At 65.6% G+C, this 22,611-nt stretch carries 20 protein-coding genes; 4 read left to right on the top strand and 16 right to left on the bottom strand.

The genetic code is table 11. The features are described from left to right. Positions 1 to 20: 20 nt before the first annotated feature. From ACF8NF_RS02485 to ACF8NF_RS02410, 16 genes are all read right to left on the bottom strand, one after another. Positions 21 to 1,184: a hypothetical protein gene (locus tag ACF8NF_RS02485; protein ID WP_392450005.1), complete on the bottom strand. Its 1,164-nt coding sequence runs from the start codon at positions 1,182 to 1,184 to the stop codon at positions 21 to 23. 157 nt (positions 1,185 to 1,341) lie between these two features. Continuing rightward, a complete protein-coding gene (locus tag ACF8NF_RS02480; protein ID WP_227468440.1) occupies positions 1,342 to 1,722 on the bottom strand; it encodes a DUF192 domain-containing protein in 381 nt (126 codons plus the stop codon). A 5-nt stretch (positions 1,723 to 1,727) separates the two neighbouring features. Continuing rightward, positions 1,728 to 2,660, bottom strand: coding sequence for a type II secretion system F family protein (locus ACF8NF_RS02475; protein WP_017407675.1), 933 nt, complete (start codon positions 2,658 to 2,660; stop codon positions 1,728 to 1,730). Between the two features lie 10 nt (positions 2,661 to 2,670). Next, entirely contained in the window at positions 2,671 to 3,540 is an 870-nt protein-coding gene (locus ACF8NF_RS02470) for a type II secretion system F family protein (RefSeq protein WP_016451158.1), read from the bottom strand. Then, positions 3,537 to 5,294 carry an ATPase, T2SS/T4P/T4SS family gene (locus ACF8NF_RS02465; RefSeq protein ID WP_392450004.1) on the bottom strand — a complete coding sequence of 586 codons (1,758 nt, stop codon included), beginning with the start codon at positions 5,292 to 5,294 and terminating at the stop codon, positions 3,537 to 3,539. The genes ACF8NF_RS02470 and ACF8NF_RS02465 overlap by 4 nt, the downstream gene beginning before the upstream one ends. Continuing rightward, positions 5,291 to 7,534, bottom strand: coding sequence for a pilus assembly protein N-terminal domain-containing protein (locus tag ACF8NF_RS02460; RefSeq protein ID WP_392450003.1), 2,244 nt, complete (start codon positions 7,532 to 7,534; stop codon positions 5,291 to 5,293). The genes ACF8NF_RS02465 and ACF8NF_RS02460 overlap by 4 nt, the downstream gene beginning before the upstream one ends. A 36-nt stretch (positions 7,535 to 7,570) precedes the next feature. Further along, positions 7,571 to 8,587 (bottom strand): Flp pilus assembly protein CpaB, encoded by a 1,017-nt coding sequence (cpaB, locus tag ACF8NF_RS02455; protein ID WP_126310831.1) that lies wholly within the window; start codon positions 8,585 to 8,587, stop codon positions 7,571 to 7,573. A gap of 10 nt (positions 8,588 to 8,597) precedes the next feature. Next, positions 8,598 to 8,777: a hypothetical protein gene (locus tag ACF8NF_RS02450; RefSeq protein ID WP_016451162.1), complete on the bottom strand. Its 180-nt coding sequence runs from the start codon at positions 8,775 to 8,777 to the stop codon at positions 8,598 to 8,600. Beyond that, positions 8,774 to 9,505: a hypothetical protein gene (locus ACF8NF_RS02445; protein WP_223275335.1), complete on the bottom strand. Its 732-nt coding sequence runs from the start codon at positions 9,503 to 9,505 to the stop codon at positions 8,774 to 8,776. The genes ACF8NF_RS02450 and ACF8NF_RS02445 overlap by 4 nt, the downstream gene beginning before the upstream one ends. A gap of 14 nt (positions 9,506 to 9,519) precedes the next feature. Then, positions 9,520 to 10,332 carry a hypothetical protein gene (locus ACF8NF_RS02440; protein WP_392450002.1) on the bottom strand — a complete coding sequence of 271 codons (813 nt, stop codon included), beginning with the start codon at positions 10,330 to 10,332 and terminating at the stop codon, positions 9,520 to 9,522. Next, a complete protein-coding gene (locus ACF8NF_RS02435) occupies positions 10,329 to 11,804 on the bottom strand; it encodes a pilus assembly protein TadG-related protein (RefSeq protein WP_046987435.1) in 1,476 nt (491 codons plus the stop codon). Before ACF8NF_RS02435 ends, ACF8NF_RS02440 begins: the two co-directional genes overlap by 4 nt. A 12-nt stretch (positions 11,805 to 11,816) precedes the next feature. Beyond that, positions 11,817 to 12,083: a Flp family type IVb pilin gene (locus ACF8NF_RS02430; protein WP_016447810.1), complete on the bottom strand. Its 267-nt coding sequence runs from the start codon at positions 12,081 to 12,083 to the stop codon at positions 11,817 to 11,819. 748 nt (positions 12,084 to 12,831) lie between these two features. Next, positions 12,832 to 13,680 (bottom strand): NADPH-dependent 7-cyano-7-deazaguanine reductase QueF, encoded by an 849-nt coding sequence (queF, locus tag ACF8NF_RS02425; RefSeq protein ID WP_016447808.1) that lies wholly within the window; start codon positions 13,678 to 13,680, stop codon positions 12,832 to 12,834. Between the two features lie 155 nt (positions 13,681 to 13,835). Then, positions 13,836 to 14,720 (bottom strand): 2OG-Fe(II) oxygenase, encoded by an 885-nt coding sequence (locus ACF8NF_RS02420; protein WP_016451167.1) that lies wholly within the window; start codon positions 14,718 to 14,720, stop codon positions 13,836 to 13,838. Between the two features lie 78 nt (positions 14,721 to 14,798). Then, on the bottom strand, positions 14,799 to 15,584 hold the full coding sequence (gene yaaA, locus ACF8NF_RS02415; protein ID WP_016447806.1) for a peroxide stress protein YaaA: 786 nt from the start codon (positions 15,582 to 15,584) through the stop codon (positions 14,799 to 14,801). A 107-nt stretch (positions 15,585 to 15,691) separates the two neighbouring features. Further along, positions 15,692 to 18,805 carry an Rne/Rng family ribonuclease gene (locus ACF8NF_RS02410; protein ID WP_392450001.1) on the bottom strand — a complete coding sequence of 1,038 codons (3,114 nt, stop codon included), beginning with the start codon at positions 18,803 to 18,805 and terminating at the stop codon, positions 15,692 to 15,694. Positions 18,806 to 19,340: 535 nt separating this feature from the next. On the opposite strand from ACF8NF_RS02410, the gene ACF8NF_RS02405 reads away from it, so the two are divergent. Genes ACF8NF_RS02405 through ACF8NF_RS02390 form a run of 4 tightly spaced genes read left to right on the top strand, consistent with a single transcriptional unit; the run spans position 19,341 to position 22,579 of the window. Continuing rightward, the gene (locus tag ACF8NF_RS02405; protein ID WP_016447804.1) at positions 19,341 to 20,402 is read left to right on the top strand and encodes an RluA family pseudouridine synthase; all 1,062 of its coding nucleotides are present in this window, start codon (positions 19,341 to 19,343) and stop codon (positions 20,400 to 20,402) included. Positions 20,403 to 20,426: 24 nt separating this feature from the next. Beyond that, positions 20,427 to 21,113, top strand: coding sequence for an HAD family hydrolase (locus tag ACF8NF_RS02400; RefSeq protein WP_016451169.1), 687 nt, complete (start codon positions 20,427 to 20,429; stop codon positions 21,111 to 21,113). A 49-nt stretch (positions 21,114 to 21,162) separates the two neighbouring features. Further along, entirely contained in the window at positions 21,163 to 21,531 is a 369-nt protein-coding gene (locus ACF8NF_RS02395) for a Rieske 2Fe-2S domain-containing protein (protein WP_016451170.1), read from the top strand. Position 21,532: 1 nt separating this feature from the next. Beyond that, a complete protein-coding gene (locus tag ACF8NF_RS02390; RefSeq protein WP_016451171.1) occupies positions 21,533 to 22,579 on the top strand; it encodes a S49 family peptidase in 1,047 nt (348 codons plus the stop codon). The last annotated feature ends 32 nt before the right edge of the window (positions 22,580 to 22,611 follow it).

Raw genomic sequence — 22,611 nt, 5'->3', positions numbered from 1 at the left:
ATCCACCCGCTGGCCATGCTTCAGGGCCTGTTTGGGTGTGGCAGGGGGATGTGGATGGGCACGTCCGGTCCGGCCTTGTCCTTGCGCATCAGCATCAATTGCATGGTGCCCTGGGGGCCGGCGCCGAGGATGTGGATGATCTCGGCCTGCTTGCCGGTGATTTCGCCTTCGAGGCCATCGAGGGTGTAGTCCTGCCGGGTGAGGGGTGTGTCGGGCCGTGGAGCATCTGCGCGGACGTCGCTCGCAGGGCCTTCCAGCACGACGTTGATGCGTTGGCTGCGCGAGTCAGGGATCAACTGCGAGTTCACAAACGTCAGCTCTGGCACTTCCATCACTGTGCGCCTCTGGCTTTTGGGGTCTGTGTAGTCGATCTTTACGCCAGTGAGCTTGCCCGTGGCCGTATTGAATTCCGCCTCGTAGTTGACGCCGGTGTCCAGTATGTCGGTGGTGTACGGGTCCAGCCGTTGTGCCGTGCCGGCCAGCGTGCTGACACTGCCGATATAGGTCACGGTCGGCTCGCTCGGCGCCTGGCTCTGGTCGGTGAGCAGTCTGATGGCGGAAATCCAGTTGGTGTTTTCGCTGCGCATGTTGGGCATGCGGCCGACCATGCTGAGGTTCTGGCCTTCCGAGAAGGTGGTGCCCCAGATGCCTTCCTCGTGCTGGTCCGGTGGTCCTACGAGGAAGATGACGCCTGCATCGCCGCTGATGTTCTTGTAGTGGCTCTGGCCCGCCTCCGGGTAGTGCGTGACTTGCGGGTACTGCCTGCCCTGCACGATGAAGGTGTTGCGCCCTACCTGGAAGTCGCGCCTTGCCATGCCGTAGGAGCTGTAGATGAAACTGCTTTCGATGGCCTGGCCCGGCTGCTGGCTATAGGTGAGTGTGGTGTTGTGGATCACACCCATGCCGCTGAAATCGATCAACGACGTTTGTGCATCGGGATCGGTGATGAGTTTGATCAGGTCAGACTCCTCAATGGCCGATGAGGTGGGTTGCAGACAGCTGCCCGTGCTGCTGAGTTTGGTGCACAGCGGGCCTGAGGGGGCGATGAAGACGCCGGAACTGGCGGTGCCTCCGGGGCCTGGGTCTCCCGCGCCGCCTTCGTTGCCGGAGCTGCCACCGCAGGCGGTCAGGGCCAGGCCAGCGGCGCAGGCCAGTAGCCAGGATGAAGGGTGTGTCAGCCGCATGTGCGTGGCACCGTGGTCTGTGGGAGAGGTGATGGATGGATGGTGCATGTCCGTCGGTTTTTCAATGCGTAGTGGAGGAAGGCCGGCAGGGCCGGCTGGCAATTCACTTTGGTGTGTTCTGGGCAATGCGTTGTGTGGGCACCTCCGCGGCGTTGCATTAGGAGTTGGACCCGTCAGGGGTGAAGGCGCAGACGTTCAGCGCAGCCCCGGCACCTTCGATGGGCCAGGGCTGCAACTGCATGCCCGGCACCAGGCCCTGGCAGGCGATGGCACCTGCACGCATCTCCAGCACATGCCTGCTGCCGCGTTCGCCCCGGCTGAGGCGCCAGGGCGCAACGCCTGGACGCAGGCCGGTGATGCGGCCCTGCCGATCGAGGTAGACGATGTCGATGGCCTGCCGCATGAAGCAGGTGTGCACGCTGGTGCAGCGCGCGATGAGCAATGCGCAGCGGGCGGCGGGTTGGGCCTGGCCCATGAGGCCGGCAAGGCGCTGCCAGAAGCCGCAGGCCTGGCGCACCAGGAAGGGGGAGGGCGGCATCTGCATCACAGTCCCGAGTTCAGCAGCTTCATCGCTATGGGGAACAGCAAGACGATGAAGGTGCAGGGAAAGATGAAGGCGATCAGCGGAAACAGCATCTTCACGGGCGCTTCCATCGCGAGTTTTTCCGCGCGCATGAAGCGTTCGGAGCGGCGCTGATCGGCCTGTGCCCGCAGCACGGGGCCGAGGTTCATGCCCATGCTCTCTGCCTGGATCACGGCGGAGGTGAAGTTGGCGACGCTCGGTTCGTTCAGGCGCTCGGCCATGCCGCGCAGTGCTTCGGCACGCGCCTTGCCGGCGCGTATATCGCGCAGCACGCGCTGGAATTCGTCGCGCACCAGTCCCTGGGGGCCTTTGGCCACGGCCTGGGTCATGGCGCCCTGCATGTTCAGGCCGGCTTCCACGCACAGCGTGATGATGTCCAGGAAGAAGGGCAGCATGCGCAGCAGTTCGCGCCGGCGCACGGCGATGCGATCCCTGAGCCAGATGGCGGGGTAGGCCCAGCCCAGCAGTGCGCCTGCGGCCATGGCCTGCAGATAGATGGGCAGGGCGATGTGGCGTACACCGCCATCGGCGCCCCGGGGCAGGCCGTCGAAGCTGGAGACCAGCCACCAGGCCGCCAGCGCGGCCACCCCGGCGCCGACGATGCGGCTGGCGATGAACTGCGCAGGACTGAGCGCGTAGTCCAGTCCCGCCTGTCGCAGCCGCAGTTGCACGGCTTGCGCGGTTCTGCCCGTTCCGAGCCGGGGCGACAGGTGGTGGCTGGTCCACTGGATGGGCCACCAGACCATGCGCAGTGCCAGTGGCGGCGGATCCTTGTAGCTGCGGTCCTCGGCGGGAACGCTGCTCATCGAGTGGCCCAGGAGCCAGGCCACCAGGGCAGCACTGAGTCCGGCTGCCACAGCGATCAGGGCGAGTATCACGGTGTTGGAGTCCATGGCGCGGCCTTCAGACGTCGATGGCGACGATCTTTCGGATGACATAGATGCCCATGGCCTCGAAGCAGGCGATCACGGCCAGCGCCCCCCAGCCCACGCGGGAGTGCCAGAGCATGGACATGGCTTCAGGCTCCATCCGGTCGAGGATGAGCATGAGGACGAGGGGCAGGGCGCCAACGACCCAGGCCTGCAGTTTTCCCTGGGCGGTGAGGGAGCCGATCTTGGCTTCCATTTGCAGCCGGCTGCGCACCGTGGAGGCCGTGCGTTCCATGGTCTCGGCCAGGCCGCCTCCGGTTTCGCTGGCGATGCGCATGGCCGAGGTGATGAGCACGGTGCTTTGGGTGGGCACGCGCAGGCTCAGGTGATTGAGTGCCTGTTCCAGGGATACGCCCAGGCGCTGCTCGCGCAGCATCAGCGAGAACTCCTGGCTCAGCGGCGGGCGGGACTCGGCCACAAGCTGGGCGATGGCGCTGCTCAGGCCAATGCCGGCGCGCAGGCCGCCGCTGAGCATCATCAGCGCATCGGGCAACTGCTCTTCAAACTTGCGCAGCCGGCGCTTGCGCATGTGCCGGTACAGCAGCCGGGGCAGCAGCCCCAGCGCGAAGAAGGCGGGCACAGCCAGCAGATGGCTGCCGCTGACCAGCCACACCAGCACGCCGCCCAGCGACATGACTGCCAGGTTGGCCAGGAAGAGTTTGCGCGGGTCGATGAAGAGGAAGAATTCCGCGGCCTGAAAGCCGGCGCGCTCCGTGAAGCCGGCCCGGTAGCGCCTGAGCGTGGAGCCTCCCAGGTCCAAGGCCAGCCATGTCAGCAGACCGACGCAGAGGGCGACCACGGCCGTGATCAGGGCCAGGACGGTGTCTGGCGAGAGCCCGCTCATGGCCGCTCTCCGGCATGCAGGTCCGCGCTCTCGGAGCCCGGACGGAAGATATCCAGGTCCAGCGCATGGCCGCTGGCGCGCAGGTCGTCGTAGAAGTGGGGAACGACGTCGCAGCCGGTGAACAGGCCCTGCACCTTGGCCAGGCCGTTGGCCTGGGCGGCGTAGCCTTTGTTGGCAAAGCGGAACAGCTCCTGCAGCTGGATCTTTCCGCTTTCCATGCCGCTGACTTCGCAGATGTGGGTGACCAGGCGTGTGCCGCAGGCAAAGCGGGTCTGCTGCACGATGATGTCCACGGCGCTGGCGATCTGCTCGCGTATGGCCGCCAAGGGCAGTTCCATGCCGGCCATCAGCACCATGGTCTCCAGCCGGGCGAGCCCGTCTCGCGGGGTGTTGGCGTGCAGCGTGGTCAGAGATCCCTCATGGCCCGTGTTCATGGCCTGGAGCATGTCCAGCGCCTCGGCGCCGCGGCATTCGCCGACCACGATGCGGTCCGGGCGCATGCGCAGGGTGTTGCGCACCAGTTCTCGGATGGGCACGCCGCCCTTGCCTTCGACATTCGCGGGGCGCGACTCCAGGCTGATCAAATGCTCGTGGGCCAGCTTGAGTTCGGCGGCGTCCTCGACGGTGATCACGCGTTCGCCGGACGGGATGAAGTTGGACAGGATGTTGAGCAGCGTGGTCTTGCCAGACCCCGTGCCGCCCGAGACGATGATGTTCTTGCGGGCCTCCACGCAGATGCGCAGGAAGTCGGCCATGGCCGGGCTGAGCGCGCCGAACTGCACAAGGTCGGCGGCATTGAGCTTGCGCCTGGCGAACTTGCGGATGGTCAGCGTGGAGCCCTTGAGCGCCAGCGGCGCGATGATGGCGTTGACGCGCGAGCCGTCCTTGAGCCGTGCATCGACCATGGGCGAGGATTCGTCGATGCGCCGGCCCAGCGGTGCCACGATGCGCTCGATCACGCCCATGACGGCGCGATCGCTGGTGAAGCTCAGGGCATGCTTTTGCAGGCGCCCCGCGCGCTCGACATAGATTTCGTCGAAGCGGTTGACCATGATTTCGCTGACCGTTTCGTCGGCCAGCAATTCCTCCAGCGGCCCCAGCCCCACGGCCTCGTCCAGAACCTGCCTGCGCAGCGCGTTGCGGTCAAGCTGGGCCGGTATCTCGTCGTCCATGTCCTGCAGCGTTCTGGCGATGAGCCGGTCCGCCTCGGCGCGCAGGTGTTCGTCGGACATGCTGGAGACGTCATGGCGGCGCAGGTCCATGGTGTCGATGAGCTTGGTGTGCAGGCGCTTGCGCCATTCGAATTGCAGCGCCTGAAAGTGGGCTTCCCCGGGCTCGGCTGCCGCAGGCTCGGGCGCGTCGGCAGGCACTGCCAGCGCCGTGTCCTGTGTGCTCTGCATGGGCGCTGTGGTGGCGGCATGCGCTGCGGCCGGTACAGGAAAAGGCGCGGCTTGCGGCTCTTCACCGCTGTTCAGGATGCGCAACTGGAACGGGCCAATGCCGATGAGGTCGCCGTTTTGCAGCGGGCCGTATTGGGCGGTGATGCGCTGACCGTTGACCAGCACGCCGCCGAAGCTGCCTGCGTCGTCGATCAGCACGCCCGAGGGGCTGGTGAAAAGGCGTGCATGCTCCTTGGCAAGGCGCCAGTTGTCCAGGCGGACTTCGCACTGGGAGCCTTTGCCGATGGAGCACATATCGGGCACGCTCAACGGCTGGTGCCGGCCGTCGGGGTGGATGATTTCAAGGTCGATCATGGGGGGCTGCCGGTTGCGGAGGTCAGGGGAGAAAGCCACTGGGTCTCGGCCCAGCCCAGCCGGTCATTGATGCGCACGGCCGAGAACTGGGCCTGCGGGGCCTGGGGCAGCACTTGCACAAGGCTGCCCACGGGCAGGTTCTGGAGGACGGGGGCGTTGATGTCGGGGGACACGCGAAGGGCAAGCCCATCAAGGCCCACGCGGTAGAAGCCTGGTGCGGAGTGGCCCGTGGTGGTGCCGGATTCATGGGGCGTGAGAGCCCGGCCTTGCCGCGCCTGGCGCGCATGGGGTCCGTCGGGTGCGGGCTTCATGCCGGGAACGTGCGCGACGGGCTGCAGGCTTTCATCGCGCACCCAGCCCGTCAGGGCTGCGACCGCCACCGCGCGCCAGCCGGAGTGCGGGTTGTGGGCGGCAGATGAACCGGGTGCGGCACGCACGAAACTGCCTTGGCCCAGTTGCAGCAGGGTGTCGCTTTGCGCCCGAGGTTCGGCATGCAAGGCCAGCCCGTCATGCACCACGCGCCAGTGGTTGACCAGCGGCTGGTCCGCTGCTGCCGCGGAGGCCAGCGGGTTGCCGGTGTGCGGCAGGGCGGGCCAGTGTTCGGGCAGGGTCGCGGTGGCCGGTGCGGGCAGGGGCCGCACTGGCGCGGGGAGTTCCTGCACAGGCGCCGCGATGCTGGCGCTTGCGCTGGCCACAGGCAGGGGCGCCAGCCGGGGAGGATGCTCGGGCGCAGGGCCGGGTTCGGTCAGGTAGGGCTGGGGACCGTAGCGCTGGCCCAGGCGCGCACCGGCGTCTTCCACGCGCTGCAGCAGGCCCGGCGATCGGCTGTTGATCACCGTGGGCGTGACGAAGACCACCAATTCGGTCTCTTCGTTCTGGAATCGCTGGGACCGGAACAGGGCACCCAGCACGGGCAGGTCTCCCAGGAAGGGAACCTTGTCGACGTTGTCGCCACCCTTGCGCGACAGCAAGCCGGCCAGCACCATGGTCTCGCCGTCCTGGACGTTGAATTCGGTGAAGGTGCGCCGAGTGCTCAACCCGGGCCCCGAGGGCGTGGAGAACGATGGGTCGATGTTGCTGACCTCGCTGTCGATCTCGGCCCTGATGACGCCGTTGCGGTCCACGCGCGGCGTGATGCGCAGCTTGACGCCGTAGGGCTTGAACATGACCACGGGGCCGTAGATCGTGGCCACGGAGTACGGATATTCGCCACCGGCCAGGAACTCGGCCTTGGAGCCATTGCGCGCCGACAGCTGGGGCTGGGCAAGAATGCTGGCCTTTCCGTCGCGGGCCAGCAGGTCCAGCCTGGCTGTCAGGCCCATGTTGACGGCGGTGAGGACGTTCAGGCCTCGGGGCAGCGGGCCTTTGTCACCGCTTTCCGGGGTGATCGGTGGGTTCTGGACGCCGATGACCAGACCGGGCTGATGGCCGCGCCGCGCCGGCGCCCAGATGCCTCCCACGCTGGCCCCGCCCTGGGAGGTCCAGCGCAAGCCGAATTCGCGCAGCTCATTGACCGGGAATTCGACCACCTTCACGTCCATGAGCACCATCTGCTCCCAGCCGATCTGGTTGGTGAAGTTGATGATCTGCGGGTAGTGCTTGCGCAGGTCTTCGATCTTCTTGAGATCGACATCGCTGAGATGGTCCCCTTCGACCACGACCTTGTCACCGATGATGGAGGCCCGCGCGTTGGGGATGGTGCTGAGAAAGGCTGCGATCTCGCGCGCATGGCGGCTTGTGTCGCCGCGCACCACATGGATCTTGACGCGCTGGTAGCGGCCATCGGCGTTCCACACGAACAGCGAGGAGGTGCCGATCTCATTGGCGAAGATGATGACCTCGCGCTCGTCCAGCGCGGCGGCCGTCAGCACCCGGCCATTGCCCACGGCAATGCGCGCCACGCCGGGGCTGGGGAAGACGCGCGATTCGCCCACGAACATTTCTATTTCCGGCACCTGAGCCTGGTCGTCCGGTTTCTGTATGGGGCGGTACGGCTGGCCCGCCGCTGCCTCGCGGCTGGGCACGCCCTGCAGCATGGGCGCGAATCCACCCGGCATGCCTAGGGACTGCGCAGAGCTTGTTGCATCCTCTGGTATCTGGGCTGTTGCCGGGCCGGCCAGGCTCCAGCCCAGGGTCAGCACGAAGCCGCAGCGCAAGGCATGCAGAAAGGGCGTTGGACTGGAGCGGGCGGACAGGGATGCAGTGTGGGCTGAACGGATGGACATTGGGATCAGGCGCATGGAGCGATGAAAAAGGCAGGAGCGGGTGAGATGCCTTCAGCGAGGCAACGCGCTTGGCTGGATCGGGAAGGACGCAGGGAAAAGAGGAGCCTGGCCTGGTTGCAGTGCGGCTTGCGGAGCCGGTTGAACAGGCGTGGGGGCTGCGGCTGCCTCAGGCGGGCCTTCGCCGGCATCGTTGGCCTTGTCCTGGCGCAGCAGCAGGTCTTCGGGCTTGAAGTCCAGGCGGCGCCCGCCATAGAGCACGGGAACGGTTCGGCCCGGCGATTGCGCTGCGCCCGCTGTCTGAATCAGGGACTGCACGTCGCCTGCCAGGCCCAGCAGGGCGGCCATGGCCGCGCTGTCTTCTTCGACAACCTCCGAGTCCTTGGGATTGCGCAGCAAGGCGGTGATCTTTCCCGCCTCGCGCGCGATGATCACGCTGCGGGCCTGCGCCTTGGAGGTGTCCAGCGTGACCGTGGAGTACTGGCGCCGCTCACCGCTTCTGGGGTCATCCACGGACCGCTGGCCGGTGGCCATGACCTGGACGTTCTGCAGCAGTGGAAAGGTGGTCTTGCGGCCTTTCTGATCCAGGGTGAGCATCAGGTCGATGGCATCCCCCGGCTCCAGCAGGCCGGAGATGGAGTTGATCTCGTCCACATGCACGGTGATGGCGCGCCGCCCTACCTCGATGCGGGCCGAGAAGGTCGGCACCTTGTCGCCTTCGAGCAGGTTCCACAGCAGGATGTCGCCGTGCTGCATGCCATGCTCCAGCGCGCGGCCTGCAATGCGGGAAAAATCCTCGGGGCCGATGGCCAGCGAGTGCGCGTAGTCGTGGGGAACGTCGCGCACGGCAATGGTCTCCTTGGAGATGGGCTCGCCTTTGCTGAGATTGCGCTTGGCAACGATCAGCTGCCGGGTTTTGCTTTTTCCGCGCGCTTCTATGGCCTCCATCTGGCGATGCAGGTAACTGCGTGCAATGACGGCTGCGCCCAGGCCGATGGCCAGGGCCATGGCAAGAGCGACCCAGGTTTTGTTGGGACGCAGGGCGGTGATTCGGGCGAGTGCGGAGTTCATGGCTGACGGGTCAAATGGGCAGGGAGAGGGCGAAGCTGAACTTCTGGTAGGCAGCCTGCAGGGCGTGCAGCAACTGGTGCAGCACGCTGTTGCTGTCCACCATGCCGACGCCCAGCGCGAAGGCCAGGGCCGCGCAGACCACGGCGTACTCCACCGAGGACTGGCCGCGCAGGCGATGGGCAAGCTTCATGGCGTGGTCTCCACCGCCACGCTGGTGACGAGAACGATGCTGGTGAGGCCCAGCGCATTGCGGGAAATGACGGCCGTCGCCTCTTTGCCCGGGCCGCGCATCAGCACCGTGATGGCGCCGGTCTCAGAGCCGAACGCGTGGGCCTTGGTGTCTGTGGCGGCGTCGAAGCGGCGTTCCAGCGCATAGCCCTGCTCCTGCAGCGCCGCAGTGAGGCGTTGCGCATTGAGCGCTTCGCCGTGCCTGTTCGTGGCAACGAGATGGGTGGACAGCTGGCCACCGTCCTGGGTGTTCAGCAGGCTGGCGATCTCGGTTCCCGCTGGCAGCAGGCGCCGCCATCGGGCTCTTTCCTCCTGGCTGCGGGCCTTACTGCGCAAGGCTGCGCGCAGGTGGGTGACAGCGACAAGGCCGCGCGTGCCGCCGTCGGGGGTGGGTTCCAGTCGGATGGTGAGGTAGTGCTCGCCCTGGGCGCGGCCCAGAATGCGCTGGCCATCGCGCTGGTCGTCCATCAGGGGCTGGCCCAGGGTGCGAACAAACCAGTCGCCGGTCTGCCGGGGTGTGCTGCGGGTGGCGAAGCCGGTCAGCCGCATGGGCAGGCCGTCCAGGTCCATCTGCTGGCCGATGTGGTAGCTCCTGGCGTGTTCGGGCAGCGGGATCTCGGGCCAGTTGGCCTGGGCCAAGGCATGGGTGAGCCCTGGCGTCAGCAGGCCCAGGCAGATGGAGCGGAGCATGCGGGCCGTTGTCATCATTCGGCCCTCAGCCTGTCTGCCGGAACGATGTCCTGCCACCGGTCCAGGCGTCCGAACTTGGGGGCCGGCACTTCCATCAACTCGAAGACCGGTATGGCCACATCCAGCAGCGTCTCCACCGGGGAGAACAGGCTGTTGAGCGGCGCCAGCCGGCCGAACCGATCCATGGTCTGCTCCACGGAGCGCGAGGCCCAGGGCTCGATAAGCACGCTGGTGTGGCGTGTGACGCGCAGGTTCAGTTGGTCGAAGGGGGTGTAGCTTTGGATGCCTGCGGGCAGGTTGGCCAGGGGCACGGAGATGTTGGCGCGGTATATGCCCTGGGCGCGCAGGTCAAGCTGTGTGTGGCTGGCCAGGGGGACTATGCGAAATGGCACGCCGTCCCTGCTGGCCTTGAAGGCATTGCTGTGCGCTGTGGACTGGCTTTCGCCAAAGCTGACCGAGATGGTTGAAAAACGCGGGATCAGCGGATTGCCTGCAGGGTCCGTCCACAGCGGATTGCGGTGCGCGTCGAAATCACCTGCCGTGTCGCCCGTCTTGATGGGGGCATCGGGGCGGCTGAAGTAGCGCCTGCGCACTTCGGCTGCCAGTTGGGCAGGCGGCTTGGAGCTGCCTGCCGCGTCGTTGTGCACCGTGGCATCGAAGGCCGCATAGCGGCTGGCCATCTGGGTGGCATGGGCAATGTCCTGGTACTTGCCGATCATGGGCATCAGCAGGAACGGGCCCAGCAGGGGCGCTGCCATGGCCAGGAATTCGACCAGGGCCTGGCCTGCCTGCCGCCTTGGGTAGCGGGCGCGGTTCAGGAGGTTCATGGGATCAGCCCTCGCTGGCGCATCTGCTGGCCAAGTACATCGGGTTGGGAGTGGATCAGGCGCACCTGCCAATACGGGTTGAACAGGCTGGGCAGCTCCAGGGGGAGACCCTGGCTTGCGCCATAGCGGTTCTGACGCTGTGCCAGAGGGCGTTCGAAGAACACTTCGGACGTGGCAACGGCCACCATTTCGCCTTGGGCGACCTGGCTCTGATAGGCGTTGATGCGGCTGTCTGAAGTGCTGGTTATCTGGCTGGCGCTATCGGAGGTGCGCAATTGGCTGTGCGCCCGCGACAGGCGCACGCTGAACCGCAGCGTGGGGTCGTTCTTGTCCAGTTGCGGCTGGCTCAGGTCGTAGTAGCTGGGCAGGCCGGTGTATTGGCGCCACTTGTTGGATGAGGCCTGGCTGGACGCCTTTGCGTTGGTGCGCGCACCTCCCAACCAGGCGCCTGAATCATCCTGATCCTCGGGATGGGCCTGCTGTTCGCCCCAGGCAATGGGCTCCTCCCTGAGCCGGCAGCGTGGGATGAGTCCACCCCTTCGCTGGGCGCGCCAGAAGGACTCGGTGTCTTCGGCGATCCACTCGTCGTAGTTGACCAGTTCGGTGCCGCCGCGTCGGCGCACCTCGCTTTTGCGCTCTCTCGCAATGCAGATCTCGTCTGGGCCGGGCACTTCTGCCTCGGCCGTCCAGACGCGTTCCTTGGTGAATCTGTCGCTGTGGGCCGCATACACGGCCAGCTCTGCCATGCGGCCCCGGTCCTTGCCGGTATAGCTTTGGGTAAATCCATCCAGGTCGTCAGTCAGCGCCACGGCGATGCCAGGGCCCAGGGGCAGCACCTTCACGCTGCCGTCGCCCGCGTAGTTGGCTTGGGCCACGTCCTGCATAACGCTGCGGCGAATGCTCTGCAGGTAGGAGCGGGCGTGCAGCAGGTTGTGCGCCTTCTGTATTGCCTGTTTGTTGGCCTCCACGGCTGTGACCGTATCGAATGCCAGCGACGGCACCATCTTGGCCATCTGCTGGATGTACTGGCCCGCGTACTGCACGGTGGCGTAGCACATGATCGCGTACATCTCGTTGTAGTGGAATGCAGCACCGATCAATGCGCCCCAACCGGTGTAGTCAGCACATTCGGGGAACTGCGTGGGCAGGTTCTCCGCGTGGGTCTGTGCGTATTGCGCCCACGAGGACAGGCTCACCATCTGCGCCACCAGCACCTCGTTGGCGATCAGGGCGCGATTGCCGTAGGCCTTGAAATTCATCGCCCGCGCGTGCATCACGCCGGCGCTGTAGGCCACGGCATCGGCCGTGCTGACGAGCTTGGTTTTTTCCTGGGAGAGCTGGCCGGTGTTGAACAGAAAGAACAGCGAGGCCAGTGCACCGATCAGGACAAAGATGCCGTAGATCAGTGCCTGCCCGCGTTGCCCGTCCCGCCTCCGTATCCGACCGCCGCGCAGGGTGGTGATGGTGCACATGGGCAGGCCCGCTTACTTGTTCTCGTAGGCGTCGAGGCCCTTTTCCTTGCGCTCTCCATCAGCCTTGCCGGCGGCAGCTTCTGCCGCCTGGATGGCCTTCTTGGCTGACTTGCCGGCCACTTCATTGGCAATGCCGGAAGTCTGGGCGCGGATGGTTTCGCCAAAGTACTGGTAGACGGCAATGGCGGCCACGCCAATCAGGGCCACGATGATGATGTACTCGGTCATGCCCTGGCCGCGTTGCTTGCGAGATTGAAGTGAGGTATTGAAGGTGGTCATGCAAAAGCTCCTGTGCTGGTGGAAGAATCTGTAGGGACGTAAGCAGGCGGACGCAGGGCTGCAGCCGTGCATCACGGAAACGGGAAAAAGGGAAAACGCAATTCAGGAATAAGCGGGCACCAGGGCGGTGGCTGGCGGTTCTTCCGAATTGCGCATGTGCAGGGAATCAGCCGTGCCCAGGCACAGGGCCTTGGCGTCAGCGCACTGCGTCAAGGCGCTGAATGAAAGCGATGCATGGATGGTCTCTCCCTCAAGGTTGGCGGTGGACTGCCGCTTTGGCGCTGCGCGCCAGGACAGTTCTGCGTGGGGCATTGGCAGGAAAAAGGCGCCTGCCTATGCCTGACTTTCCGGCGGCGATTCATTGCTGCCTGAAGTCATTTCTTGTGCCGCCAAGCCTATGAACTTTTTTCTCGCTTGTCTCTAAGACAACTCCTGACGATGTTTCTGAATGCATCGACGGAGATTTTTGCTGTCATTTCAATAGCAAGCTATTTAGTGAATTCCGTGTTTTCGACGATCCATCCGTGGCAGATAAATCGAGGCGAAATAGGCTCAAATTGGGTGATCTGAAAAGTCAATCTGAATCGATGCAGGACGATTCCTATTTTTCAGAATTCAGGTGCGGGCCGCCGACAGGAGCCTGGGCGCGGGGCTCGATGGGCAGGAGTGCGGGCATGCCGCTGCGGCGTCGGCATGCCGGTGAAAAGCTTGAAATGACGGCCGGCCTGAGGATGGCCGGCCGCCTCTTTTACTGCCGTGCAGAGCGCACGTTGGCCGGCAGCGCGCCAGGATGGCTGGTGCGGAATGGGTTGATGTCCAGGCCGCCACGGCGCGTGTAGCGTGCGTACACCGAGAGCTTGATGGGGCGGCAGCGGGTCCAGATGTCCATGAAGATGCGTTCCACGCATTGCTCATGGAATTCGTTGTGGTTGCGGAAGCTCACCAGGTATTGCAGCAGGCCTTCCTGGTCGATCTGCGCGCCGCTGTAGCGGATCTGCACGCTGCCCCAGTCGGGCTGGCCCGTGACCAGGCAGTTGCTCTTGAGCAGGTGGCTGACGAGGGTCTCGGTGACGGGCGCTTCCTCGTGGTTGGCGTGCAGCAGCTCTGGGGCGGGCTGGTACTGCGTGCATTCCACGTCCAGGCGGTCCAGCAGCAGGCCGTCCAGTTCCTGCACCATTTCCTGGTCGAAGCGGTCCAGGCCGATGATCTTCACGCCGATGCTGCCCTTTTGCTCGCTGCCTCGCCATAGTGCTTCGGCCAGGTCGGTGCGAAGGCGTGCCTGGACTTCGGCCGCGTCGGCCAGGCGGGTGTTGTTGAAGCTGTTGAGGTAGAGCTTGAACGACTTGCTTTCGATGAGATTGGGGGTCTCGCAGGGAATCGTGAAATGCACGAGCGCCACCTGCGGCTTGCCGCGCAGGTTGAGCCAGGACAGTTCGAACGCCGTCCACAGGTCGGCGCCGAAGAAGGGCATCTGGCTTCCCTGAATGCCGATTTCCTCGCGCTTGGGCGCGCGGGGCAGGGGGAACAGCAGCGAGGGGGCGTACTGGTCGATGTAGGCAGAGCTTTTGCCCAGCTGGGATTGTTCGGGAGTGTTCATGGAAAAAGGGCCGGCCGTGCCGGCGCTGGTCAGGCCTGGACGGTCCGCGCGGAGCGCGTGGACCCAGGCTTTGAAGCTAACTGAATTTCCATGCCCGCAGGCATGGGCGGCCATATAAGGTCAATAAGGGTTGGTGCGCCCGGGTTCGATGGTGCTCAGTGGAATTCGCGTTCGCGCAGCCATTTGGTGGCGATCCATTTTTCGCCGGCCAGCACGGGCGCGCCGCCGTGCAGGGTGCGCGTGGAGGGATCGGGGCGTTCGTAGCTGAAGAAGACGGCGTTGCCCCGGCGCGGCACCACTTGCAGCGGCACTTCTGGGAAGATGGTTGCGCCGCCTCGCTCGGGCTCGTTCAGGTAGATGACCAGCGTGCCCACGCGCTGGCCGCCGCGCTTGAGGATGGTGGGCGTGCCGGGTTCGCCGGGCGCGAAGTAGTCGTGGTGGGGCTTGTACTCGGCGCCCGGGCCGTAGTGCAGCACCTGCAGGCCTTCGCCGTGGTCCAGCGGCCAGCGCAGCAGGCGGGCGATGCGTTCTTCCAGCTGGCGGACGATGCCGGTTTCCCCGCGCTGGAAGAACATGCCGTTGCTGGTGCGGTCGTCATTGATCTCTTCACCGCCGCTTTGCGTGGCCACGGTGAGCGAGCGCGCCATGCGCGGACGCGCGGCGGCGATGATGGCGTCGCACTCCTCATGCGAGAGCAGGTTGCCGAAGACCACGATGCGCGGGTTGCGCATGCTGACCAGTACCTGGACCTTGCGGTCGCCGACATCGATGCTGGTGGGGGCCTGGGAGAGGTCCGGCTCCGGCAGCGAGGAGGCTGAGACGACGACGGCCGGTGGCGCCGCTTCGCCTTGGTGGGGCAGGTCCAACGCCCGCCGGGCCAGTTCTTCGCTCCAGCCCACGTCGCGCATGGAGCGCAGCAGGGCCGCAGGCCCTATGCCAGATGCGCGCTGGTCGCGTACCCATTGCATGAGTTCAGGCGTGAGACCCGCCGGCAGGTCCTGCGCGGTGCTCGGGGAATCTGGTGAGGATTTGAGGCTCATGGCGTGCAGTGCGGCCCTTGCCGCAGTGAATGGACTCCAAAGGCATCGAGGCCGGGGCCGGCCGGTGGCCGGCGAGGCTCAGTCAGCGGTCTTGCGGCGGAACACCAGGCGCGCAGGCGTCGAGGAAGCTGGCGCCAGTGCGTAGCCTTCCAGATCGAAGGCTTCGAGTTCAGCCGCGCTGCGAGCGCGTTGCTGTATGGCAAATCGTGCCATCAGCCCGCGCGCGCGTTTGGCATGGAAGCTGATGATCTTGTAGGCGCCGTTCTTGTAATCCTCGAACGCGCATTCCACCACCGGGGGCTTGAGGTGCTTCAAGTCTACCGATTTGAAGTATTCCTGCGAAGCCAGGTTGACGACGACGCGCTCGCCCGCCGGCTGCCGGGCCGCGCGCTGGTTCAGGTACTCGGCAATGCGGCTGCCCCAGAACTGGTAGAGGTTGCTGCCATGCGCGGTCTCCAGCCGGGTGCCCATTTCCAGGCGGTAGGGCTGCATGCGGTCCAGCGGACGCAGCACGCCGTACAGGCCGCTGAGGATGGCGATGTGCTGCTGCGCCCAGTCCAGGTCTTCGGCGTCCAGGCTGCGCGCCTGCAGGCCTTCATAGACATCACCGTTGAAGGCCAGCAGCGCCTGGCGGGCATTGGTGGCCGTGAAGCGAGGGCTGAAGGCCTCGTAGCGCGCCACGTTGAGCGCAGCCAGCTTGTCGCTGATGCCCATGAGTTCCGACAGTTGCTGCGGCGATTGGCGGCGCAGCACTTCGATCAGCTCCAGCGGCTGTTCGGAGAAGACGGGAAGCGTGTGTGGCAGCTTCGGCGGCAGCGGTGTGTCGTAGTCCAGCGATTTGGCGGGGGAGAGCAGCAACAGCATGGCGGGACGCAAGCTCCAGGATAGAGAGGGAGGAAAGACAGATGGACGGGGGGGGCGGCAGAAACAAACAGGGGCCGCGAGGGCCCCTGTGTCGTCACTGTCTGTGGTCAGACATGGGCCACGCCCTGCGGTTGCTGCTCGAATGGCAGCTGCAGGTCGCTCAGGTCCTTGCGTGTTTCCACGAGGATCAGAGGACCGTCATCCAGCACGACAATGGGCGGGCGCTCGCGCACGACGCGCTCGGGCTGCGGTTCGGCCGCGATGGCTGCCTGCGCAGCGGCCACCTTGTCGGCATCGGAGCCCACCCATTGCAGGCCCGAGGCGGCGGCCAGCGCCTGCAGCTCGGACACGGGCAACTGGTAGGCCTGGACCTTGGGCAGGCCGCGTTCTGCGGTTGCCTCAGCGGCCTTGGCTGCAGCGGGCTCGGCTGCGGCAGAAGCAGCAGAAGCGGCAGGTGCAGCAGGTGCTGGCACGTCTGCCGTCACGGCAGGGGCCGCCACAGGGGCCGGTGCGACCGGCGCGAAGGCCGCGCTCTGCTGCTCGGGCACCGCGACGGGTTGCTGCACTTCCACAACTGCCGCAGGCTGTGCGGCCACTGGGGCTTCGGCCACGGCTTCGGGGGCCTGGACTTCGGCAGCAGAGTTGGCAGCGTTGAAGTAGCTGCGACGGGCTGGCTGCTGGTCCTGCTCGGGCACGGAGGCCTCGAAGGACTGCACGGCTTCGCCTTCGGCTTCACGCGGTGCGCGCTCTGCACGGTCACCGCGATCGCCACGCTCGCGGCGGTCACGGCCGTAGCGGTCGCGCGAACGACGCTGGCGCGGCTGCTCTTCGCCGGAGGCGGGAGCAGCGTTGTCCAGGGACTGGTCCTGCTGCTGGGCCTGGTTGTCCAGCTTTTCTTCGGACTCGGGCGCGACTTCGAACTGACGGGGCTGGCGCTCGCTGCGTTCACCGCGTTCGGCGCGATCTCCACGCTCGCCTCGTTCACCGCGCTCGCGGCGGCCTTCGCTGCGTTCCTGGCGGTCGCCACGCGGCGCGCGCTCGGGACGCTGCTCGAGGGCGCTGCCATCTGCCGCCAGGGCTGCGGAGGCGTTCACGGCCTCCAGCGGCTGGCGGTTTTCGCCGTCGCGGCTGCGCTCGCCACGGCCGCGGCGTTCGCCGCGGTCGGTGCGTTCACCGCGCTCGCCACGATCCGGGCGCTCACCACGTTCACCGCGTTCCATGCGCTCGCCACGCTCGGCATTGCGGCGGTTGCGATCGCCTCCGCCAGCCTGGCGCTCGGCGTTGGGGGCGCCTGCGCGCTCACCGCTGCGCTCGGTGCGCTCACCACCACGCTCGCCATTGCGTTCGTTGCGGCGGCCACGGCTGTCGTTGCGGCCGTCACGGCGACCTTCGCGTGCGGGGGCTTCGGCAGCCGGCACGGGCGCTGCGACCGGCGCAGGTGCCGCGCCAAAGCCGAACAGGCTCTTGAGCCAGGCAAAGAAGCCTTGTTCGCGGACCACGACGGGGGCGGCGGCCGGTGCGGGCGCTGCCGCCGTGGCTGCAGGCTTGGCGTCGCGCTGCTGGCCGTTGGCCGGGCGGTTGCGGCTGCCTTCGGGGCGAGGCTCGGCAATGGGAGCCGGCATGTCCGGCAGCACACCCTTGATCATGGGTGTCTGCTTGTTGGTGGGCTCCTGCGAGCGGCGTGTCACCGTGGTTTCGGTGTCCAGCTCTTCGGCCAGCTTGTAGCTGGCTTCCATGCTTTCCAGGCGCGCATCGTCGTGCTTGAGGCGCTCGAGCTTGTAGTGCGGCGTGTCCATGGACTTGTTGGGGACCATGATCACGTTGACGCGCTGCTTGAGTTCGATCTTGGTGATCTCGCCGCGCTTTTCGTTGAGCAGGAAGCTGGCCACTTCCACGGGCACCTGGCAGTGCACGGCGGCCGTGTTGTCCTTCATGGACTCTTCCTGGATGATGCGCAGGATCTGCAGCGCAGAGCTTTCCGTATCGCGGATATGACCGGAGCCGCCGCAGCGCGGGCAGTTGATGTGCGCGCCTTCGGACAGGGCGGGCTTGAGGCGCTGGCGGCTCATTTCCATGAGACCGAACTTGCTGATGGTGCCGAACTGCACGCGCGCACGGTCCTGGCGCAGCGCGTCGCGCAGGCGATTCTCGACTTCGCGGCGGTTCTTGCTCTCCTCCATGTCGATGAAGTCGATGACGATCAGGCCGCCCAGGTCGCGCAGGCGCATCTGGCGCGCGACTTCGTCGGCGGCTTCCAGATTGGTGCGGGTGGCGGTTTCCTCGATGTCGCCGCCCTTGATGGCGCGGGCCGAGTTCACGTCGATGGAGACCAGGGCCTCGGTGTGATCGATGACGATGGCGCCGCCCGAGGGCAGGGTCACGGTGCGCGCGTAGGCCGATTCGATCTGGTGCTCGATCTGGAAACGGCTGAACAGGGGGGCATCGTCACGGTAGCGTTTGACGCGGGCGGCATGCTCGGGCATGACGTGCTGCATGAACTGCTGCGCCTGCTCGTAGATGTCGTCGGTGTCGATGAGGATGTCGCCGATGTCGCCGTTGAAGTAGTCGCGGATGGCGCGGATTACCAGGCTCGATTCCTGGTAGATCAGGAAGGCGCCCTTGGCCGACTTGGCTGCGCCGTCGATGGCGTTCCACAGCTTGAGCAGGTAGTTCAGGTCCCACTGCAGCTCGGGCGCGGTGCGGCCGATGCCGGCGGTGCGCGCAATGATGGACATGCCCTTGGGGTACTCGAGTTGGTCCATCGCCTCCTTGAGTTCGGCGCGGTCCTCGCCCTCGATGCGGCGCGAGACGCCACCGCCGCGCGGGTTGTTGGGCATCAGCACCACATAGCGGCCGGCCAGCGAGATGAAGGTGGTCAGGGCCGCGCCCTTGTTGCCGCGCTCTTCCTTCTCGACCTGGACGATCAGTTCCTGGCCTTCACGGATGACTTCGTTGATGCGGGCCTGGCTGGGCGAGACGCCTTCGGCGAAATACTGCTTGGAGATTTCCTTGAAGGGCAGGAAGCCGTGGCGGTCTTCGCCGTAGTCGACGAAGCAGGCCTCAAGGCTGGGCTCCACGCGCGTGACCACGGCCTTGTAGATGTTGCCCTTGCGCTGCTCGCGTCCTTCGATCTCGATCTCGTAGTCGAGGAGCTTTTGTCCATCGACGATGGCAAGGCGCCGCTCTTCCGACTGCGTGGCGTTGATGAGCATCCGTTTCATGATGCGTTTCCTTTATTCGTTTTCTCTGGGGCGCGCCGGGGTGCAGCCTCTGCTGCCAGACCGTCACGCCTTTGACTTGTAATCAAAGACAGGCTCGCGAGGGAGCCGAGATGCCGGACTGACGCATTGAAACGAAAGGAATCGCCGAATGCCTTGCTTCTTGAGACCTGGCTCAAGTCAGCAATGGGGGCAAGGGCAGGGGGACGAGAGCGATGAGAGAGGCACGCCGTCCAGCTTCAAGCGAAGCTGCTGCACGTGCAGGGCAGGCGGGAGGCTTGGGGGCGGCAATGATCCTGGGCGCAGGCGTTTTCCTGCTCCACAGCGTGACCATCCATGCCCAAAAGATCCACATGCTCGCTTTTGATCCGCTGGCAGCGGCGGACGCCGGGTCCGACCCCTTCTGCCAGCTTGAGATTCCGTATCAGTGTTTCAATTCGTCAGCCACAACCGATGCAACGACGAACTTCGCAGGCCATCTTTTCCTGCTGTTTCGCGTGCATGACACCGGATGGCATCGACCTGCCTGTGCGGGGAAATGGTTGTTTGGACTAAACTCCATGAGAATCAACCACTTATAAATAGTTCGGCACAGGTGAAACACATTATAGAGGGCAAACCGGCAGACGACCGTTCCCTGAACGCAGCCACTGCCGCAGTGCGGCTGATCGAAGTCGATGACGATTCGGCAGGACAGCGGTTGGACAACTTTCTCATACGCCATCTCAAGGGCGTTCCCAAAACCCATGTCTATCGCATCATCCGCAGTGGAGAAGTGCGCATCAACAAGGGGCGCGTCAGTGCGGAAACCCGCGTCTCGACCGGCGATGTCGTTCGCGTGCCGCCCGTGCGAATTTCCGAAAAAGTCGCCGAAAAGGCCGAGCGGCCTGCGCCCGCCAGGGATTTCCCCAGTCTGCTGGAAGACGAGCATCTGATTGCCATCGACAAGCCTGCCGGTGTGGCCGTGCACGGGGGCTCGGGCGTGAGTTTTGGCGTCATCGAGCAATTGCGCCAGGCGCGGCCGCAAAGCCGCTTTCTGGAGCTGGTGCATCGGCTCGACCGCGAGACATCCGGCATCTTGCTGGTGGCCAAGAAGCGCTCGGCGCTGACGCATCTGCAGGACCAGTTCCGCGAGCGCGAAACCGGCAAGACCTATCTGGCGCTGGTCCAGGGCACCTGGCCTGCCAACCGCAAGGTGATTGATCTGCCGCTGCACAAATACCTGCAGGCCGACGGCGAGCGCCGCGTGCGGGTGACCACAGCCGATGATCCTGACGGTATGCGCTCCGTCACGCTGGTGCGCGTTCGCAGCACGCTGGCGCCCCAGCCCCTGCTGGGTCTGCCGGCCATGAGCCTGCTGGAGGTGACCATCAAGACCGGGCGCACGCACCAGATCCGCGTGCACCTGTCCAGCCAGGGGCACCCGATTGCGGGGGATGACAAGTACGGGGACTTCGACCTGAACCGCCGGTTGCAGAAACAGGGGCTCAAACGCATGTTCCTGCACGCATGGCGGCTACAGTTCACACACCCGTCCAGTGGTGAGCGGGTGGAATTGCGCGCCGAGCTTCCCGAGGAGCTGGCCCGTTTCGCCGGCTGACGCCGGATTTGACTCCTTGCAGACATGACAACTCCTGGTTCTTCCGAGATATACCGTGCGCGCCGCTTCGACCTCATCGCCTTCGACTGGGATGGGACGCTGTCGGATTCCACCGCGGTGATCGTCAAGTGCATTCAGGCGGCCGTGGCCGATGTGGGAGGCACGCCCCCCAGCAATGAGGCGGCCTCCTATGTGATCGGCATGGCGCTGATGCCGGCATTGGCGCGTGCGGCGCCCGATGTGTCGCCCGAGAAATACCCGGAGTTGGGCAACCGCTATCGCCACCATTTCATCAAGCATCAGGACGACATCAGCCTGTTCGCCGGCGTGCTGCCCATGCTGGCGGCGCTGCGCGAGCGCGGCCACCTGCTGGCCGTGGCCACGGGCAAGAGCCGGCGCGGTCTGAACGATGCGCTGCAGGACCCGCAACTGCGCGGCATGTTCGACAGCTCGCGCACGGCGGACGAAACCGCCGGCAAGCCCAACCCGCTGATGCTGCAGGAGCTGATGGCCGAATTCGGCGTGGAGCCTGGCCGCGTGCTGATGATCGGCGACACCACGCACGACCTGGAACTGGCCCGCAATGCTGGCTGTGCCAGCGTGGGCGTGGGCTATGGCGCGCATCCCACCGACGGCTTTGGCGTGCTGCAGCCGTTGCATGTGGCGCAGAGTGTTGCGGATTTGCATCAGTGGCTGCTGGCCCATGGTTGAGTCGTCATGCCCGCGTCAGCGCGGGAATCCATGCTTGTGAGGTGCGCTGGTGACCGTTGATCGCATCGTTTTGTGTGCCAGCGAGGCCTTGCAGGAAGGTGCGAATGCCGTGCCTTTCGACGTGGTCTACGCGGGGCATGCCTGCCGCGCATTCGCCATCCGCTTCGAGGGACAGGCGCATGCCTATCTGAACCGCTGCACGCACGTGGCCATGGAGATGGACTACCAGCCAGACCGCTTTTTCGATGATTCCGGGCGTTGGTTGCTGTGCGCAACCCATGGTGCGGTCTATGCGCCGGACAGCGGCGCCTGCGCTGGCGGCCCCTGCCGTGGCGGCCTGGTGAAAATCTCCCTGAGCGAAAGCGCGGGGGTGGTGCACTGGCATACTGCCGATAACCTGAAACCCGTCGAGTTCTGACATGACTTCCCCCATACCCCCGGAAAATCCTGGCTCCGCATCGCACCCTTCCCCGGGTGCGGACCTGTGGGCCCGGGCCACGCCCGCCGCGGCGGCTGCCGATGCGCGAACGGCGGCATCGAGCGGCTGGGAGCGGGACGTGCTGGAAAAGCTGGTCTTCGCCACCATCAACGAGCAGCGCGCCTCGCGCCGCTGGCGCCTCTTCGGCCGCCTGCTGTGGACGGCACTCATCCTGGTGGTCCTGTGGGTGCTGTTTGCCAAGGACACGGCGACCACGACCAGCTCCTCTCCGCATACCGCAGTGGTCGAGGTCAAGGGCGAGATCGCTGCAGGCGCCGACGCCAGCGCGGAATTCGTGGTGGCCGCCATGCGCAGCGCCTTCGAGGACTCGGGCTCGCGTGCCGTCGTGCTGCTGATCAACTCGCCAGGCGGCAGCCCGGTGCAGGCCGGCATCATCAATGACGAAATCGTGCGGCTCAAGGGCAAGTACGACAAGCCCCTGTATGCCGTGGTGGAGGAAACCTGCGCTTCGGCTGCTTATTACATTGCTGCGGCGGCCGACGAGATCTTTGTCGACAAGGCCAGCATCGTGGGCAGCATCGGCGTGCTCATGGATGGCTTCGGCTTCACGGGCGCCATGGAAAAGCTGGGCGTGGAGCGCCGCCTGCTGACGGCTGGCGAGAACAAGGGCTTCCTGGACCCGTTCAGTCCCATGTCCGAAGCACAGCGCGCCCATGCCCATCAGATGCTGGGCCAGATCCACTCGCAGTTCATCAATGTGGTCAAGGCCGGCCGTGGCGATCGCCTGCACGAGACGCCCGAGACGTTCAGCGGCCTGTTCTGGACGGGTCAGCAGGCCGTGGAGATGGGCCTGGCCGACAAGCTGGGCAGTCTTGACTATGTGGCCCGTGAAGTGGTCAAGGCGGAAGAGGTGGTGGATTACACGCGCCGCGACAACGTGGCCGAGCGCCTGGCCAAGCGTTTTGGCGCGGCCTTCGGTGGAGGTGCCGTTCAGGCGCTGCGCTCCAGCCTTCCGTCTCTGCGCTGATTTCCCTGGCGTCTGCCAAGATGCAAAAAGCC

Source organism: Delftia sp. WSY_22 (assembly GCF_043104185.1).
GTDB classification, from domain to species: domain Bacteria; phylum Pseudomonadota; class Gammaproteobacteria; order Burkholderiales; family Burkholderiaceae_C; genus Comamonas; species Comamonas tsuruhatensis.
This window is presented reverse-complemented; position numbering and strand designations above follow the sequence as displayed.